Origin of the sequence: Aequorivita antarctica, assembly GCF_007997155.1 — a bacterium.
GTDB classification, from domain to species: domain Bacteria; phylum Bacteroidota; class Bacteroidia; order Flavobacteriales; family Flavobacteriaceae; genus Aequorivita; species Aequorivita antarctica.
Genome location: NZ_VORT01000008.1, coordinates 89,012 through 107,275, shown reverse-complemented (window position 1 = coordinate 107,275; position 18,264 = coordinate 89,012). Strand labels below are relative to the sequence as shown.

The 18,264-nt window shown below is 37.8% G+C and carries 15 protein-coding genes; all 15 read left to right on the top strand.

Annotated elements, in window-relative coordinates; genetic code table 11:
• The first annotated feature begins 252 nt into the window (after window positions 1-252).
• The 15 genes from ESU54_RS11970 to ESU54_RS11900 all read left to right on the top strand — a co-directional run bounded on the left by ESU54_RS11970 (window position 253) and on the right by ESU54_RS11900 (window position 18,243).
• Window positions 253-1,539, top strand: a complete 1,287-nt coding sequence (locus ESU54_RS11970; RefSeq protein WP_111844979.1) for a nucleotide sugar dehydrogenase — start codon at window positions 253-255, stop codon at window positions 1,537-1,539.
• A 90-nt stretch (window positions 1,540-1,629) separates the two neighbouring features.
• Window positions 1,630-1,980 (top strand): four helix bundle protein, encoded by a 351-nt coding sequence (locus tag ESU54_RS11965; RefSeq protein ID WP_111844980.1) that lies wholly within the window; start codon window positions 1,630-1,632, stop codon window positions 1,978-1,980.
• Between the two features lie 38 nt (window positions 1,981-2,018).
• The gene (locus ESU54_RS11960) at window positions 2,019-3,014 is read left to right on the top strand and encodes an SDR family oxidoreductase (RefSeq protein WP_111844981.1); all 996 of its coding nucleotides are present in this window, start codon (window positions 2,019-2,021) and stop codon (window positions 3,012-3,014) included.
• 501 nt (window positions 3,015-3,515) lie between these two features.
• Entirely contained in the window at window positions 3,516-4,700 is a 1,185-nt protein-coding gene (locus ESU54_RS11955) for a proprotein convertase P-domain-containing protein (RefSeq protein WP_111844982.1), read from the top strand.
• 11 nt (window positions 4,701-4,711) lie between these two features.
• On the top strand, window positions 4,712-5,941 hold the full coding sequence (locus ESU54_RS11950) for a proprotein convertase P-domain-containing protein (RefSeq protein ID WP_111844983.1): 1,230 nt from the start codon (window positions 4,712-4,714) through the stop codon (window positions 5,939-5,941).
• A gap of 362 nt (window positions 5,942-6,303) precedes the next feature.
• Window positions 6,304-9,108 (top strand): autotransporter outer membrane beta-barrel domain-containing protein, encoded by a 2,805-nt coding sequence (locus ESU54_RS11945; RefSeq protein WP_111844984.1) that lies wholly within the window; start codon window positions 6,304-6,306, stop codon window positions 9,106-9,108.
• A 414-nt stretch (window positions 9,109-9,522) separates the two neighbouring features.
• Window positions 9,523-10,350: a hypothetical protein gene (locus ESU54_RS11940; RefSeq protein ID WP_146744010.1), complete on the top strand. Its 828-nt coding sequence runs from the start codon at window positions 9,523-9,525 to the stop codon at window positions 10,348-10,350.
• Between the two features lie 26 nt (window positions 10,351-10,376).
• On the top strand, window positions 10,377-11,684 hold the full coding sequence (locus ESU54_RS11935; protein WP_111844986.1) for a hypothetical protein: 1,308 nt from the start codon (window positions 10,377-10,379) through the stop codon (window positions 11,682-11,684).
• A 42-nt stretch (window positions 11,685-11,726) separates the two neighbouring features.
• Window positions 11,727-12,554, top strand: a complete 828-nt coding sequence (locus tag ESU54_RS11930) for a hypothetical protein (RefSeq protein WP_111844987.1) — start codon at window positions 11,727-11,729, stop codon at window positions 12,552-12,554.
• A 313-nt stretch (window positions 12,555-12,867) separates the two neighbouring features.
• Window positions 12,868-13,161: a GIY-YIG nuclease family protein gene (locus ESU54_RS11925; RefSeq protein WP_111844988.1), complete on the top strand. Its 294-nt coding sequence runs from the start codon at window positions 12,868-12,870 to the stop codon at window positions 13,159-13,161.
• Window positions 13,162-13,350: 189 nt separating this feature from the next.
• Entirely contained in the window at window positions 13,351-14,196 is an 846-nt protein-coding gene (locus ESU54_RS11920) for an ABC transporter permease (RefSeq protein WP_111844989.1), read from the top strand.
• Between the two features lie 551 nt (window positions 14,197-14,747).
• Window positions 14,748-15,953: an ABC transporter ATP-binding protein gene (locus tag ESU54_RS11915; RefSeq protein ID WP_111844990.1), complete on the top strand. Its 1,206-nt coding sequence runs from the start codon at window positions 14,748-14,750 to the stop codon at window positions 15,951-15,953.
• A gap of 86 nt (window positions 15,954-16,039) precedes the next feature.
• Window positions 16,040-16,609 (top strand): O-methyltransferase, encoded by a 570-nt coding sequence (locus ESU54_RS11910; protein WP_111844991.1) that lies wholly within the window; start codon window positions 16,040-16,042, stop codon window positions 16,607-16,609.
• A 3-nt stretch (window positions 16,610-16,612) separates the two neighbouring features.
• Window positions 16,613-17,377, top strand: a complete 765-nt coding sequence (locus ESU54_RS11905; protein ID WP_111844992.1) for a sulfotransferase domain-containing protein — start codon at window positions 16,613-16,615, stop codon at window positions 17,375-17,377.
• Window positions 17,374-18,243, top strand: a complete 870-nt coding sequence (locus ESU54_RS11900) for a hypothetical protein (protein WP_111844993.1) — start codon at window positions 17,374-17,376, stop codon at window positions 18,241-18,243. Before ESU54_RS11905 ends, ESU54_RS11900 begins: the two co-directional genes overlap by 4 nt.
• The last annotated feature ends 21 nt before the right edge of the window (window positions 18,244-18,264 follow it).

Here is an 18,264-nt window from a genome sequence, read left to right as displayed (position 1 = left end):
CATAAATTAAACCCGAATTAAGCCCGAATCAAAACCCTTCCTTCAAACGCGATATACTGAGCCTTTTGAAGTAGAGTTTATCGAAGTAGAGCCTGTGAGGAATGTTTTATTAACCAAATTTAACATCCATTATTTCGATAAAACACTTAATTTTGCCGCCAAAGGGACAATCGTCTTCACAAAAAAAATAGAATTTTCTAAGACAAAAGACTCCAGTAAATCATAAAGATCCACAGAAATAAGCATTAATTAATGAAACAAAATCCCACAATTGCAATCATCGGCCTTGGCTATGTAGGCTTGCCGCTTGCCGCTGCCTTTGCTGAAAAATATAAAGTAATTGGTTTCGATATCAATTCTGAACGCATTCACCAATTGCAGCAAGGAATTGACAATACGCTGGAACTTTCTTCCGAAGAACTAAAAAAGGCTTTACAGCAAACCGAAAACTCAGGCCTTACTGTTACGGACGATGCTTCAAAAATAGCCAATGCTACAGTGTATATCGTAACCGTGCCAACGCCAACCAATAAATACAACCAACCCGTGCTTATCCCACTTCAAAAAGCAAGTGAGACGGTTGGGAAAATTTTGAAGGAGGGCGATGTGGTAATCTATGAATCCACGGTTTATCCTGGAGTAACCGAAGATATCTGTGTGCCTATTTTGGAAGAGCACTCAAAACTCATATTTAATAAAAACTTCTATGCGGGCTATTCGCCAGAGCGAATCAATCCGGGTGATAAGCAGCATACCGTTACCAAAATTTTAAAAGTTACTTCCGGTTCCACGCCTGAAGCAGCAAAATATATTGATGAGCTTTACGCATCCATCATAACGGCGGGAACGCATTTAGCACCCTCTATAAAAGTGGCTGAAGCGGCGAAGGTTATCGAAAATTCGCAGCGCGATATCAACATTGCCTTTGTAAACGAGCTATCAAAAATCTTCCGATTGTTGAATATTGACACCCAGGATGTTTTGGAAGCTGCGGGTACTAAATGGAACTTTTTAAAGTTTACCCCAGGTTTGGTCGGTGGACATTGCATAGGCGTAGATCCTTATTATCTAGCCCAAAAAGCCCAGGAAGAAGGCTACAACCCAGAGATTATTTTGGCAGGAAGAAGGATGAACGACGGTATGGGTAATTATGTAGCCCAAGAGGTAGTTAAACTAATGATTCAAAAGGAATGTAAGGTAAAAGGAGGGCATGTGCTTGTTTTGGGTATTACCTTTAAGGAAAACTGTCCCGATATTCGAAATAGTAAAGTAATAGACGTTATAGGGGAATTGCGTAAATACAACCTCAATATAGACGTTTATGATCCCTGGGCAAAAGTTACTGATGTTTCTAATGAGTTCGGATTGCGCTTATTGAGCGAAGAATCCCAACTGAAAAGTAATTATGAAGCTATAATATTGGCAGTTGGCCATAAAGAATTTTCAGATTTTCAACTGGAAAAATACAAAGCATCCCCTTCTGTAATATTTGATGTAAAGTCTTTTTTCCCAAAAACAATTGTAGATGGATGTTTATAGTGAGAAGTGAGAGGTGAAAAGTGAGACGAATTTTTAATAAGCATTCGTCTCACTTCTCACGATTCCCGTTTCACTTTTAAGAATAAAATAATGGATCATAAAGAGTTGGATGTTTGGAAAAAGAGTATGGATTTAGTAGAATTAATATATTCGCTAACTGCTTCATTTCCTAAATCAGAACGTTTTGGCTTAACTTCACAGATGCGAAGAGCTGCTGTTTCAATTTCATCTAATATCGCAGAAGGCAGTGCAAGAAATTGCAATAAAGAGTTATTGCAATTTTTAAATATTGCGCTTGGTTCATTATCAGAATTGGAAACACAATATTTAATAGCAATAAGGTTAGGTTTCATTGAGCAAGATAAAGAAGTAGATGAATTAATCAACGATCAAAAACGCCTACTTTTAGGATATAGAAATTACATCAAGAAAAAAATATAACAATAAGCGATTCACGTTTCACTTATCACGTCTCACTAATGAAATCTCCCAAATACCACACCACAGACCTCTCAAAAAACACTTTCCTAATCACTGGTGGTGCCGGCTTCATAGGCTCAAACCTTGTTGGGTATTTGTTGAATAACAACGCCAAGAAAGTCCGTGTGCTCGACAATTTGTCAACGGGCTTTATGAAAAATATAGAAGCTTTTCAAGACAATCCCAACTTTGAATTTATAGAGGGCGACATACGTGATGTGGAAACCTGTAAAAAAGCAATGGAAGGTATTGATTACGTTTCGCATCAAGCCGCTTTGGGCTCTGTGCCGCGCTCCATCAACGACCCTATTACCTCCAATGACGTAAACGTTACGGGTTTTCTGAATATGCTTGTGGCCCAAAAGGAAAGCAAAACCGTAAAACGATTGGTGTATGCAGCGTCCAGCTCTACCTATGGCGACAGCCAAAACCTTCCAAAAGTTGAAGGAATTATAGGAAAACCGCTTTCTCCGTATGCGGTCACCAAGTTAGTAAACGAACTCTATGCCGATGTATTTTTCAAAACTTACGGCACCCAAACCATTGGTCTGCGCTATTTCAATGTGTTTGGCCCCAACCAAAGTCCAACAGGTGCTTATGCTGCGGTCATTCCACTATTTATGCAATCACTAAAAGATGAAAAAGCTCCAACCATTCATGGCGATGGCGAGCAGACCCGCGATTTCACTTTTGTACAAAATGCCGTGCAGGCAAATGTGCGTGCTCTTTTCGCGAAAGAAGAAGCGGTAAACGAGGTTTTTAACGTGGCCTATGGCGATAGGATAAGCTTGAACGCGCTTTGGAATGAGCTACAAACCATATCGGGTAAAAACTTACAGGCCATTTACGGCCCAACCCGTAAAGGCGATGTGCGCGACTCCCTTGCTAATATTGAAAAAGCCAGAAAGCTTTTGGGTTATAACCCTTTATTCTCTGTAAAGGATGGCTTAAAACTTACTTGGGAAGATTTTGGCGCTTCTAAAGGCTCAGTATAGCAGATTCGTTAAAGTGTTACTTCTTTAATTCGGGGGTTCAACTCCCTTTCGACTCCATTCAGGATAGGCTGCTTCGTATGATAGATTTGTTTATGCGGAACACGTCATTGCGAGTGCAGCGAAGCAATCTCATGATGTGTGCCTTTAATTTCAGTTTTTAGATATTATGGTAATTTTCTTGAACCACGACCACTCACATTACCAATCGATTAACAACAACTAAAACTCCCTTTTTAGCAGAACTTTTCCACATTTTAACATTTCCGAAATGTTAAAGTTTAAAAAGTACTTCGACTAAACCACTTTTAATTAAGTAGTTTCCTACATAAAAAATCCGCTTGTCGAATTTTAAAAACATCTTAACGGATATTTTGAACATTTCGCAACAAAACCCTCGTAACCCCAACTATACGCTATAAAACTTGCATTTTCTATGCAGGTATTATATTATTGTTCTGCCCCTTTGAGTTAATAATAACCTTATTATTTTAACATTTTTCTATGAAAAATATGTACACTCCTCAAAGGTGGGCTTTTCTTTTTTGCTTCCTTTTTTTTCTTTTTTCTTTTAATGGTTTTGCACAGGTGGGGATTGGGACATTAACTCCGGAATCTACTTTAGATGTTCGAGCCGTAAACCATAATGGTGCCGTAACAGCTACCGATGGTATATTGGCACCTAGGGTCAATAGTCTAGCAATAGGCGGTTCACAAGATGGGCAATTAGTATATCTTATTGCAGATACAGGTAATTTTAAAAAAGGATTTCATTACTGGACCGGTAGTGCGTGGAAACCTTTTTCTCTATATAGTAGTTCAGGTTTAGCTGAAAGTGTGGTAGCTCCCGATGCTGTAATTCCTCCTCCAATTGCTAGTTTTACAAATTCCACCTCAATTGGTATTCCTGATGGTGGGTTTGTTGATAGAACGTTTAATGTAAGCGGAATTTCTGGCAATACTACCTTAGTAACTATCCTTGTTAATTTAACCCATCCCTATGATAGGGATTTATGGATTGATTTGATAGCTCCCACAGGGCAAATATTGGTATTAAGTGCCTATAACGGAGGAAGTGGGGATAATTACACCAATACCAATTTTATGGATGCAGCTACAAATAATATTAATACTGGAACTGCACCTTTTACTGGAAATTTTATACCTCAGGGAGTCATGGCCTATCCAACCTCTATTTCTGCATTGGCTGGGTTTAACGGACTCAATCCAAATGGTACTTGGACATTGAGAGTATGGGATGATTACACTCCTGATGCAGGAATTTTTAATTCTGCAATATTAAGTATTTCAGGATCAACCCCCTCAACTTGGGTTTCACTTGGTGAAGTAGCCATAAATTATCTTGACGATACCGCCATTATCGTACAATCCACTTATTCCGGGGATCCAGTTGATTTGAGTGGTGTTAAAACTGCCTTAACTCGAAGCACTGCCAGTGTTGCAACGGGAATATCTGCTGCAAGCTTGCCGGGGACAATTTTAAACTACGCCAGTGCCTCGCCTAGTGGCACGGGCAATGTATGGGTAAACACTTTTAATCAAACAAGAAATATAGGGTTGACCAACAACACAACCTATTATTATCAACTTTGGCGTCAAGGCAACATAGAAACCCCAACGGCTTCAAATGAAACTTTTTCAATTGTGCCAATGCGCATACAGCAATAATTCAGTTTCCTATGAAATATTCTTACTTTCTTTATAAAAAATACGCTGCTGTTTTCTTCTTAATATTATTTTTTGCTTATGTCGGAACGGCTCAGGTTATGGGTATTAACACAGCTGACCCCCAATCATCTATAGATATTCGCGGGCTAAACAATAACGGTACGGTAACAGCAACAGATGGCTTATTGGCGCCGCGCGTTAACAGTCTTGCCACTGCCGGAGCACAAAATGGACAATTGGTTTATCTAATTGCAGATTCCGGAAATCTTAAAAAGGGATTTTATAATTGGAACGGAACCTCATGGCGCCCAATCATTCTAAATAGTAGTCCAACAGCTCAAGGTAATTCATTGCTTCCAGATGTTGATATTCCTGGAACGGCAGGATCTGTTACTGCATTTGCTGTTACTCCTTCTCCTGGCACAGCAATAGCTAATAATCGCGCAATTGATGTTCCTATCACGGTTACAGGTATTGTGGGGAATACCACTTTTGTATCTATACGAATTAATATTTCGCATACTAGGGATAATGATTTGGATATTTTTTTACAGGCCCCTACTGGACAAATTTTGGAATTGTCCACAGATAATGGTGGTTCGGCGAACAACTATACAAATACTGTTTTTATTGACTCAGGATTAAACAATATTACTGCAGGTACTGCTCCATTTACGAATAGTTTTAGACCAGAAGGCACAGCAAATGCTTCAGGGCCGCCAGTAAGTCTAACGGGAACCATTGCAGCATTTTCAGGTTTTAATGGGCTTAACCCCAATGGCAATTGGATTTTAAGAATAGGAGATGACAATACTAATGCAGATACAGGTACCTTCAATTCCGCAACATTAAATATTTCTGGTACTAGTCCTGCAAACTGGGTATTGATAGGAGAGAGTTCAATTACATATTTGAATGATATGGCAAATATTATAAAATCAACCTATTCTGCAGATCCAACAGATTTGAATGGGGTAATTACTGCATTAACACGAAGTACATCTTCTGCCGGTTCTGCTGGAACATCCATTGCTGCACTTCCAGGAGCGGTTTTAAATTATTCCAGTGCATCACCAAGTGGTACTGGCAATTTTTGGGTAAACACTTTTAATCAAACTCAGGATATAGGTTTGACAGATAACACGGTATATTTTTACCAACTTTGGCGCAAAGGAAATATCGAAAATCCAATCGCTTCAAACGAGACCTTTAGTCTTATTCCTATGCGAATAGAACAGTAAGTATTTAATATAATTAACCGTTGGGCGAAATTCGGATTTACTTTAAGCCCAATTAGATTTTGAATGTCAGTCAAAGCTTGTCGAAGACATTTTCATTTGCCCTTCTAAAAGTTCATCGTGAAAATGAAATGGCAAATCAACATTCAGAAACTTTTACCAAATGGAAGTTGACCTTAAATTATAATAGAATAGTATTCAGAAATTCAAAATTATATGTATTCCAACGCAGGTTTTAATATGTTATAAATTTTTATTCTTAACGCTTTAAAAAGCAGGTGATTATATTGCTCCTTTTGTTTTTTTTCACTACTATTGATATGCCCTAAGTCAGTTCACTTTAGTTTTAATTAAAGCTATTTGTTATGAGACGTACTGGTTCTTTCAGGCTCGGGGTTTTATCAGCTTTCTGCCTATTTTCTCTTTTTTCTTTTAACGGTTTTGCACAGGTGGGAATTGGGACAACAACCCCCGATGCCAACGCACTTCTGGATGTAGATGCTTCCACTACAGTAGGTGGATTGCTTTTGCCCCGTGTGTCACTCTCAGCTACTAATAACTTTGCCCCCTTAACGGCACACGTGGAGGGGATGACGGTCTATAATATCGCCACGGCTGGTACTCCCCCAGATAATGTTACCCCTGGCTACTACTATAACGATGGTGGCCAATGGATACGTATTGCAGCGGCCTTTGTGCCAAGTAGTGATTGGACCCTTACTGGTAATACTGGAACTACGGCAGGAACCAATTTTTTAGGGACAATAGACAATGTTGCTTTAAGATTCAAAACTTTTAATGTGGACCGTTTTGAAATTTCAAGTGGTGCTGCAGCCAATAGAGGAAGGTTGCGATCCTTTGACCTAGGTACAGATGCTCTCCCCACTTATTCTTGGACTGGAGATGTAAATACTGGGATTTATAGTCCAGGTGCTGATCAGCTAAGCTTTTCAACAAACGGGCTTCAGCGTTTTACAATTCCCAACGCATATCAGGTACACGCCAATAGCTTGGGGACAAACTTACTGCCATTTTATAGTTTTAGCGCAGATCCCAATACTGGGTTTTATAGTACAGGCGCTGATCAGTTAGGTTTTTCTACGGCTGGCGCTGAAAGAATGCGCATTTTGGCAAATGGACAAATAGCTGTAAACACAATTGCACCCATAGCCAATACTCGGTTAACTGTTATAGAGGCCGGGGGAAATAGATCCATTTTTGGAAATTCGGTTACTGGAGAGGGTATAAGAGGTGAGTCTACTTCCGGAGATGGAGTTATTGGTCTTGTCACTTCTGGTAGAGGAGTTTATGGTCAAGCTACTTCTGGTACTGGTGTTTCTGGCAGGGCTACCTCTGCCAATGCACGAGGAGGATATTTTCTAAACATAGATACAAATGGCTATGGTTTATGGGCCTTGGGAGGAGGAACAACATTATATAGTTTTGCAAACTCAGGTACTGGGGCAGCTATTACAGGAAGAACATTTGGTGCTACAAGTATCGCTACCGCTGTAGATGGAGAAGGAATTGCTGGAATTGGAGATAATATAGGAGGATTGCCTACACGTCCACTAGGATTAGGTGTTGTGGGTTATGGTTACCAAGCTGGAGTTTTTGGAGATAGCGGCTATTTTTCACAAATAGGTGTTCATGGAAGAGCAGAGGGACTTTTACCATTTAATGGAATCGGTGTATATGGAGAAAATGTTGGAAGTGTCGGAATGGGTGTAGCAGGAGAATCCACGAACATTGGGGTGTATGGCAATGGAGCTTATGGAGGTATTTTTGAAGGCGCCCATACTGATGGTTTTGGTGCAATTATAGCGAATATAACAGGTTCCGGAGCTAATCGTATTGGGTTGGTAGTTTCTGGTCAGAATGTGGGCATCACTACGCTTCCGGGAACAGGTGCAGTTTTAGCAGGTGATCTAAGTGCAGGCGCAGGATTCGCTGAAAATACTACTGGAACGGGCCTCATTGGCGTGGGAAATAATATAACAACTGCAAATGTAACGCTAGTTGGCTCCGGTGTGGCGGGAACGGGAAATACTGTCGGGATTTATGGGAAAGGAGTTCAGGTGGCTGATGGTATTGGAGTAGTTGGTTTAGGTAATAATGGTTTAACGTATACTATACCTGCTAATGGTGCCGGTGTTGCAGGAACAGGTGCTAATATAGGCGTTTTTGGGCATGCCACCAATCCAGCGGGATTTGGAGTGTATTCATCAGGAGATTTTCATGCTACTGGTGATATTACTACTGGGGGAAATATTACCACCACTGCAGATGTTGCTGGTAACGGATTTTCTTTCACAGGAGGCAATTTGGCTATTACTGGTGATGCATCCACAGGAGGAAATCTGATGATTGGAGGAAATTTTTCTGCTGCGGGATCGAAAGCTTTTATCATAGATGATCCGCGAGATCCCGCAAACAAATATTTAAAGCATTTTAATATCGAATCCGATGAAATCCTTAACCTTTATCGAGGTGTGGCTACTTTTGATGCTTCGGGAGAAGTAGTTGTACAATTACCAGATTATTACGATGCTATTAACAAAAATGCATCTTATCAACTTACGCCTATAGGGGCTGCAATGCCTAATTTGTATATTGCAACAGAAGTTACTAATGGTAGTTTTGTAATTGCAGGAGGGGTATCTGGTAAAAAAGTGTCTTGGACCCTTACTGCTGAAAGAAACGATCCTTATGTAAGGAATAATCCAGAAATTCGCAATATGATTATAGACAAAGGAGCGGACCGCGGACGTTATTTGTCACCCGAAGCTTATGGCCAGTCTGCTGATAAAGGAATATTTAACAATAAGGTTAGCGAAATGCGAAATGCTTCAACTCCTATAGTTGCAAAACCAGCTATTGCTACTCAGGAAATGCAATCAAAAACAGTACAAGCTATAAAGTTGGATTCTCAAACAGATCAAAACTTAACAGCGCCTTTAAAAAAGAGCCGTACGCAAAGTTCGGGAGAAAAAGTATTGCGAGATGTACCTAATGTGAAAGCACAGGAGATGGAAGTATCATCCAAAACCCTGCAACAAGAAGGTTCAAACACTTTAGAGAACGAAGAAAAAGGTTCTGAGGTTCCTCAGCAAACTTCTGAAAGTGAAAAAGGCCCAACAAAAATTTCAGAGACACAAGATAATAAATAATCATTTTTTAAAACTACTGCCCTGCAAGCCAAAAGCGTCGCAGGGTTTTTTTATTATTGACAATTTCATCATTTTATAAGTTCGAGTATTTTTTGTGGAGTCGCAGCCGCTTCTTCATATACAATTTCACTTCCCCCATACCATCTGATTCACTTTAGTCTTGGATACCGGAACTCTTTTCTTAGACTATAAACTTTTAAAGACGATACGCTAAAGAAGAATCGAAAAAGCTGTTAGGTACTTTTTATAAAGTAATTTCCTACAGAATAACTCCCTAATTTCTATTAATCCTACAAAAAGTTAACATTTAAACAGCTTTTTATTAAATATTTGTTCGTTTAAAGTAAAAATTTGCATTATATCGAGAAAATACGTATTATTGCTCCGTAACTGTAGAAATAAAAGCCCCAAACTATGGTATTAAATTACTTCCCTAAATTACTTATAACTTGTATTGTTATGGTTTTTGCCGTCTCGACAAGTCATGCCCAAGTGGGTATTGGAACAGTAACCCCCGAAGGTGTATTAGATTTAAATGATGATTCAGGCACTAATAAATACGGTCTTGTTTTGCCAAGAGTTGCGCTCACAAGAACAGATTTAGCTACCCCTATAGTTGATCCAGATCCTGTAGCTTTGCCAGGAACACTCCCGGTTGGAACCGTAGTATATAATACGGCAACTACTAATTTTGGCAATTACAGTGTTTATCCTGGTATATATATGTGGGATGGTATTGATTGGATTAATGAATTTCCGAAAAAAAACGCAGAAATTTTTAAACAAGATAATAGTGGTGGAGCATTAAGAACAATTACTTCAGCAGGTTATCAAGACATTCCAGGTCTAATAGCTCGTACGTTTACACCAGCTTATACAGGTACCTACAAAATAGAAGTAAGTGTAAATTGGGGTGGAGGTTATGCTACCGATTCAGGTTCTGGTATCGATGTTGCTGTAATGTCAGGCATTTTCAGATTTACAGTTGATGGCGTAGATAAATTAATTCCAGCGCATACTTGGTCTGGGAGACACGGTGGAGGTACTAAATACTACGATATTTGGGAACAATCTACGGTGGTAATTTACAAAGATCTTGTTGCAAACACACCCTACTCATTTAGTTTAAGCTTTGATCAAACTGTTGCAGACGGTTTTGAAAATTCTGGTAACTCTGGTAATGGAATGGGATGGCTAGGTGGAGATATTCCTTGTACCGTTGAATTTGTTTTTCTAGATTAGAAATCAACTGACTAACCCTAATAACCATGAAAAAAACTACCTTATTTTATAGTTTTAATTTAATTGCAATAGTATTCATATCGACTATTGCTTTTGCCCAAGTAGGTATAAATACAACAGATCCTAAAGGGGTTATAGATTTTAACAGTTCAACCCTAGGTGTGGTATACCCTAATGTTGCTTTATTGGCAACTAACGATCCAACTCCTGTAGTAAACCCTCAAGGAGGCCCTATTGTAGAAGGTACAGTGGTCTATAATACGAATACAACAAACAATGGACTTATAACTGATATTTATCCAGGTATTTATGTTTGGAACGGTTCTGAATGGGTTGTTCACTATAAAAAAAGACAATCTGCATTGCACAATCAGACCGCTTTACTTAGAACGGAATCCAACTTTGTAGGTGGTTATCAAGATGTTCCAGGATTAGGAATTAGTGATGCAAAAACATTTACTGCAAAATATTCAGGTCTTTATAGAATTGAAGTTAAAACTAATTTTGCAGGAGGTAGAACAGAAACCAATAGCAGCATTTTTGTAAGCCAAGCTACTGGTCAATTTAGGTTTTTATTTGGAGGAACCCCTTATTCATTTGAAACTAAAGCGTTCTCAGCTTTTTCAAGTTATATTGGTGGTGGAAAGCATTATGAAGGCATTTGGAAAGAATCCTATGAAACTACCTATGTAAACCTAAATGCAGGAACTACTTACCCCTTCTCATTGTCTTTTGATGCCTATGATGCTCTAGGCTTTCTTGGCAATGGTTCTACAGGACCGACTTCGGTTAATTTAATCAATGAAAATTTTGAAAGTTATACAGTAGTTCAAACGTTCACCCCAGATCCGGAATGTCCCACTGCTGGTTGGGTAGCTAGCGCAGCCGCAAATCAATGTAGTGGATGTTCAGGCAAAACACTAAATATTAATGCTAATGATAATACCAACTGCCAGCAAAGTGCCACTGCCCAAATGAGTTTTACGCCCACGGTAAATACTGTGAATATAAGCTTTGATTATAGATTCAGGGAAAAGCCTAGTAATTATGATAGGTTTAGAGTTTATCTCCACGATGGTACAGCGCAAGTAGGCCCTTATTTAGTCGATCACGTAAATACTTCTGATAACAGGGTCTATAATGGTTCTCATACTGTAATTGCTGGCACAACCTACACCCTTCGTTTTGAATATGTTAATACAAGTAGAGGGTTTTATGCATCGGTTGATAATGTGGTGATTAGCGAACTATCTGGTCCAATTAGCGATGAGGGACGCGGATATGTTGGAAATGAAGTAGATTGTCAAATAGAGTTTACTTATATAGGAGAATAAATTTAGAGTTGTTTTTTACCTACTTTAAAAATCACCCAAATCATGAAAAAACCTACCCTACAAAAAAATATATTCTTTGCAATTTTCTGTTTAATTGCAATGTCAAGCTTGGCGCAAGTGTCTATTAGCAATGGAACGCCTACAGCTACCCCGAAAGGATTAGTAGATATGCAAAATAGTACAGCGGGAATTGTGTACCCACGTTTTGCATTAACCTCTACAGAAGTTGAGGCTCCTGTTCAAAATCCAGATGGGAGTGGAAGTTTAGTAGCCGGAACCGTTGTATATAATACAAATACAACCACCACAGGGCTTAATGATGTGTTTCCCGGGCTTTATGCCTGGAACGGATCTAAATGGACAACGCAATATATTAGAGAAGATTCAGATGTTGCACAACAATCAGGTTTGGGGCAAAGGATTGTTAATAGTGGTGGATATGTCGATGTAACAGGTTTAGGAGCTGGTTCGTCCTTTACTCCCAAGTATTCAGGAACCTACAGAATTAAAGCGAATGTTAATTTTGGAGCTGGTGAAATTGTGCCAAAATCAGGTTTTGCTACATCTATGGCTACAGAAGAAGGGTATTTTAGAATAACATTGGGTCCCGATTCTTATTTAATTTATACCCACGCCTATTCTGTTCACAATAATGATATTGCGGGCGGAACCTACTTTGAACAATTTAGGCATGATACATCCCTAATTGTATATGTAGATTTAGTAGCTGGTGTACCTTTTACCTATCGATTTGAAATTGATTTATTTGTTTCAGATAATTTTGTAGATAATGGAAACTCTGGAACAGGAAGAGCATACGTAGGTATTGGGTTACCATGTAATATTGAATTTACCTATCTCGTGGAATAAAGAGGATATCCTCATATCAGTTCGAGTGTTCGCCGAGGCACGAGGCGGACGTATCGAGAACGTGTTTAACTGACGACACCTCAATCCAGTCTCGATACAAATTTGAGCTCGGCTATCGCCTCCCTCAAATTCACTCGAACTGACAGTCATAATCCCAATATCATTTCGAGTTTTTTTGGGAAGCACTGCAAAATAAAAAAATCTACCTCATGTCAGTTCGAGTGTTTTTTTCATGTAGCGAAAGCGGAAGGAAAAAAACGTATCGAGAACGGCTTTTCAGGAAAATCTTCAATTTTTTTCATAATTTCATAATATGAAAACCTATTACGTATACATCCTTTCCTGTTCAGATGGTTCTTATTACACGGGTGTTACTTCCAATTTAACGCAACGATTAGAAGATCATCAACACAGAAAGCATTTAAACGGTTATACTTCCTCCAGATTGCCTGTTGAATTAGCATATTATTGCACTTTTACTGAAATAACAATTGCAATTGCCGCAGAAAAGCAGATCAAGAAATGGTCTCGAGCAAAAAAAGAAGCTTTAATAAATGAAGCATATGAACTATTGCCGAATCTTGCTAAAAAGAAATTTAAGAAATAGGGTCTCGATACAAATTTAAACTCGGCTATCGCCTCCCTCAAATTCACTCGACCTGACAACAACCAACAACCAACAACCAGCAACCAGCAACCAAATCCCGAATTAACAAATCCCAAATCCCAAATCAGGAAATCTTCAAATCAAAATTGTTATCTTAGCCCCAACAAAAAACAAGCCTCCCCAAACCAAATGGAACTGGAAACCAAAGTCTATCAAAAGGAAAACAATTTCCGTATTGGCAAGATGCTGAAAGAGAGCTTGGCAGACATTGCCAGCTCACGATTTTTGTCATTCCAACTGGCAAAACGAGACATCCAAGCACAGTACCGCCAAAGTTATCTCGGTATTATTTGGGCGTTTGTAACCCCGCTTACCACCGCGTTTGTTTGGATTTTCCTCAACAGTTCAGGAACCATTCGGGTTACTGATACGGGCATTCCCTATCCAGTGTATGCCTTTTCGGGTACCTTGCTGTGGTCTATTATTAAGGATGCTATTACCTCCCCAATGAGTAGTACCAATAGCGCCAAGGGCATTATGTCTAAAATAAACTTTCCTAAAGAAGCTATAATAATTTCAGGAGTATATAAGTTGTTGTTCAATAGTTCCATAAAAGTTTTGCTGTTGCTGGTGTTTATTTTCTTTTACGGTATAGGTTTCCATTGGAGCTTGTTGCTATTTCCGCTTGCTATTTTAGGGGGGGTGTTGTTTGGAACTACCCTAGGATTGTTAATCACACCTTTAGGGATGCTCTATAAAGACATTGGACAGTTAATTGGTTTTGGGCTAGGTTTTTTAATGTACGTTACCCCAGTAGTTTATGCAATTCCCAAAACCGGTATAATAAAAACTGTTATGGAACTAAACCCCTTTACTCCAATCATACTAACCGCCCGCGACTTAGCCGTAGGTATGCCCCCCATGTATTTAACCTATTTTTTAATAGTTATCGCTTGCAGTGTACCGCTGTTTTTTATTGCTTTGTTGTTCTATAGAATCTCAATTCCTATTTTGGTGGAACGGATGAGTGCGTAGTTGCGTGAAAAGTGAGACGTGAGAAGTGAAGCGTAAATCGTGAATCGTTCGGTAAAGTGAAATGAAATAGAAAATCAAATAAATTAATTAATAATAAATTAACGAATCTATAATTAATAGCGACCACAGTCAGTTCGAGTGTTTTTTTGTGAAGTGCAGTGGAATAAAAATGTAGCCATTGTCAGTTCGAGTGTTTTTCTGTGAAGCGATAGCCAAAGAGAAAAATTTAGCCATTGTCAGTTCGAGTGTTTTTTGCGAAGTGCAGTGGAATAAAAATGTACCCATTGTCAGTTCGAGTGTTTTTTGTGAAGCGCAGTGGAATAAAAATGTACCCATTGTCAGTTCGAGTGTTTTTTTCCTGGAGCGCAGCGGAAGGGAAAAAAAGTATCGAGAACGACTTAGAAGTACTACCCGCCAACCCGGTCTCGATACAAATTTGAATCCGCTATCGCTCCTTCAAATCCACTCGACCTGACAACCAAGACCTTACAACCAAGACCTGAAAACCAAGACCTGACAACCAAGACCTGAAAACAAACAACTAATAAAGAATGAACAACGAAGTCCTCCTAAAAGTAGAAAACCTCTCCAAAAAGTTCTGCAAAGACCTTAAGACCAGCCTGTGGTATGGGGTGAAGGATTTGGCTAGTGGGTTAAGCGGGAATCGCAATGAGCGGGAACTGCGACCACAAGAGTTTTGGGCGGTGAAGGATATTAGTTTTGAGCTACGCCGTGGGGAATGTTTGGGACTGATAGGCCATAACGGGGCTGGGAAATCTACCTTACTTAAAATATTAAACGGACTTATTAACCCAGATGCGGGGAAGGTGACCATCAAAGGCAGAGTTGGTGCGTTGATAGAGCTCGGTGCCGGGTTTAACCCTATTTTGAGTGGTAGGGAAAACATCTATAACAATGGTGCTATTTTAGGCTTTACCCGGAAGGAGATAGACCAAAAGGTAGAAGAGATTATAGACTTTGCCGAAATACGCGAGTTTATAGATATGCCCGTACAAAACTACAGCAGTGGGATGAAGGTACGCCTGGGCTTTGCCGTAGCTGCACAGATGGAACCCGATGTGCTGATTGTTGATGAGGTATTGGCAGTTGGGGATTTGGGTTTTGTATTAAAATGTTTTAAAACCATAGATACTATTTTACCTAAAACAGCTATTGTCTTTGTATCACATGGAATGCCTATGGTATCTAAAATATGCAATAAAATTATTTTGATGGATCACGGGAAAGCCCAATTTCAAGGTGAAAATGTGGGAAAAGCTATCGATTTATATTATACGCGCTTTGCCAACAATGAATCAAATGTAATATTTAGTGATAACTCAGTGCTTCTCCAAAAAATAGAGTTGCTAAATGTACGAGGCTATATAAGCGACATACCCCAATTAGAATGGCAAGATGATTTTGTTTTATTAATAGAACTTAAAATAGAGAGTTTAATTGAAATACCTGAGTTTTACATTGTGATCTCTGATAAAGAACAACGTCCAGTTGCATTGCTTAAGCCAAACACAGAATCTTCGGATTTAAAAATAGAAAATGGATTTATAAAGGTTGAAATATCCCATCGCAAAATTCAGTTGTCAAAAGGCACTTATTCTATAAACTTTACTGCTATCACAATGAAAAGTAAAGCACCCATATTAAGAATAAATAACGCATTATCCTTTCAAATGATATACGAAGAGGAAATATGGCCACCTTTTCTTTTAAATGTAAAATTTGAGAATGTGAATTAATCTATTTGTGAAAATGAATCAAAAATATTAAGATTCAAAACTATTATTGTTTAAAAAAATAACTTATAATAAACGAAAGATTTGAAATGGAATCAATTATTGAAATAGGAACAAATGGGTTTTGGAAAAATAGACAATCTCCTAAACAATCTCTAGAAAGAACAGCATTGCTTTTTAATGAAATAAAGGGTGAAACAATAATAGAGATTGGAACGGGGATACAAGGAGAAATGTCTGGAAATAGTGCTTTAGTTTGGGCAAAGAACACAGCAGCAGAAAAGATATATTGTTTGGATTTAGAAGATAAGCATATTAGTGAAGTAAAAGAAGCAACTCAAGCATATAAAAATGTGGAAGCATTAAAAATTGATGGTTTGAAATTTTTAAAAAATTTCAAAGGTAAAATTGATTTGTTGTATTTAGATTTTTGGGTGCAAGATAAAGAAGGAGATATTTCTGGGACTGCTAGAGCTGAAAGTTATTTAAAAGCTTTTTTGCTTGCTAGAAAAAAGTTGAATAGCGAATCAATGATATTAATAGATGACACTGATCATATTGATCCTTGGAAACAAACTTTAATTGTTCCTCGGGCGAGAAAAGATGGATTTAATGTAATTCATTGTGGGAGACAAACACTTTTAAAAAGAAATAAGTAAAATATGTGGGTATTTTGTTGTGGTCCAGTAAGATCTGGTTCAACATTGCAATTTAATATTACTAGAGAGCTTGTGGAGAAAAGTAATTCAGGCTATGCTGTAGATTATGACTATACTGATAATTTCTCCAAAGTTTATGAAAGATATAATGATGAAAAATTAAAAGTTTTTAAGACTCATTCACTCTCGCCTCTAATGATTGAACTAATTAATAATAAAAAGGCTGTTGCTATATATTGTTATCGGGATGTTAGAGATGTAATTGTTTCAATTGCAAAAAAAGAAGACAACGTGGTTTCTAATTTAGTCCTAAATAACAAATTTATTTTAGGCTATGTTGATTATTATAATCTTATCAAAAACCTTCCTTATAAACTAATGTCAAAATATGAAGATTTTTATAATAATATTCCTAGGGAATGTCGCAGAATTGCATCTATTTTAAATATTAAAGCTAATGTCGAGGTTATAAATCAAATAGAGAAGGAGTATTCCAGGGATAAATTAATATCGAACATTGATAAAGATAAAATGGATCAATTTGTTGGTAAAAATGGAAAAACGTACACTTTAGATAAGAAGACTTTAATACATTTTAACCATTTTGGTAATTATTACCCAGGCTCATATGTTATGGAAATGTCTCAGAGTGAAATTGATAAAATAGAAAAAGGAGTTGGAACTTGGTTACTAATAAATGGTTACAAGGTTGATTTAATGAAGTATTTTATATTACGTTTAAAATTAATTAAAAAAAGATTTACTTGAATATATCCCATATTATAAACCCCGTAAAAGTAACTAAAAGCTCTGATCTTTATGAAGCGCAACCTGTTACTTTTAGAACCTTGCTCAAGGCTAAAAACGACTCTATTTATAAAGATTCCATAAAACAATATGTAATTGGATATAGTGAGGACACGCCAGTTTTTCCAGCTGGATTTGAAATTTTAAAACCATTGGAGAGAAGTGTGATGGATTATGGTTCTTTTTCCAAACAAAGAAAACTGCCACTCATTACCGATATTTTGAATGCTCTAAAAGAGATTAATACAGATTATATTATTTACACCAATGTAGATATTGCTGTTTTGCCTTTTTTCTATGATTATATATATAGCAAGTTGCAGGATGGTAGTGATAGTTTAATTATTAATAGGCGTGTGGTAGCATCATTGAAAGACGATGCAATTATGTTTGCAGAACTGGGCCAGTCCCACCCTGGATATGATTGTTTTGTTTTTAGGAAAGCTTTATTATCCAAATTTATATTTGGAAGTACGTGTATTGGAGCCAATTTTATTGGGAGAGCTATGTACACAAATTTAATGGTATTTAGCGAAAAGTTAGAAATTGTCAAGGATGCCCATTTAACTTTTCATATTGGTGAGGACGGGGCCTGGCTACTAAATGATTTTTCCAAGTTTGACAATCATAATAAGAAAGAAGTCTCTAAATTGATAGCTTCTTTATTAAAGATCACTCAAGAAGAAAGTAAAATAAAGGAGCTTCAAAAAGTATTACACTTTATGGATAATTTTCAGTTAAAAAAACCAAAACCTCTGGTGAAAAAACCCTTAAAACAAAGAGTGAAAAGCAGACTAAAAAAAATAATACACGCTTTTTACAAATAAAAAAATGTCCTTGGATTCCTA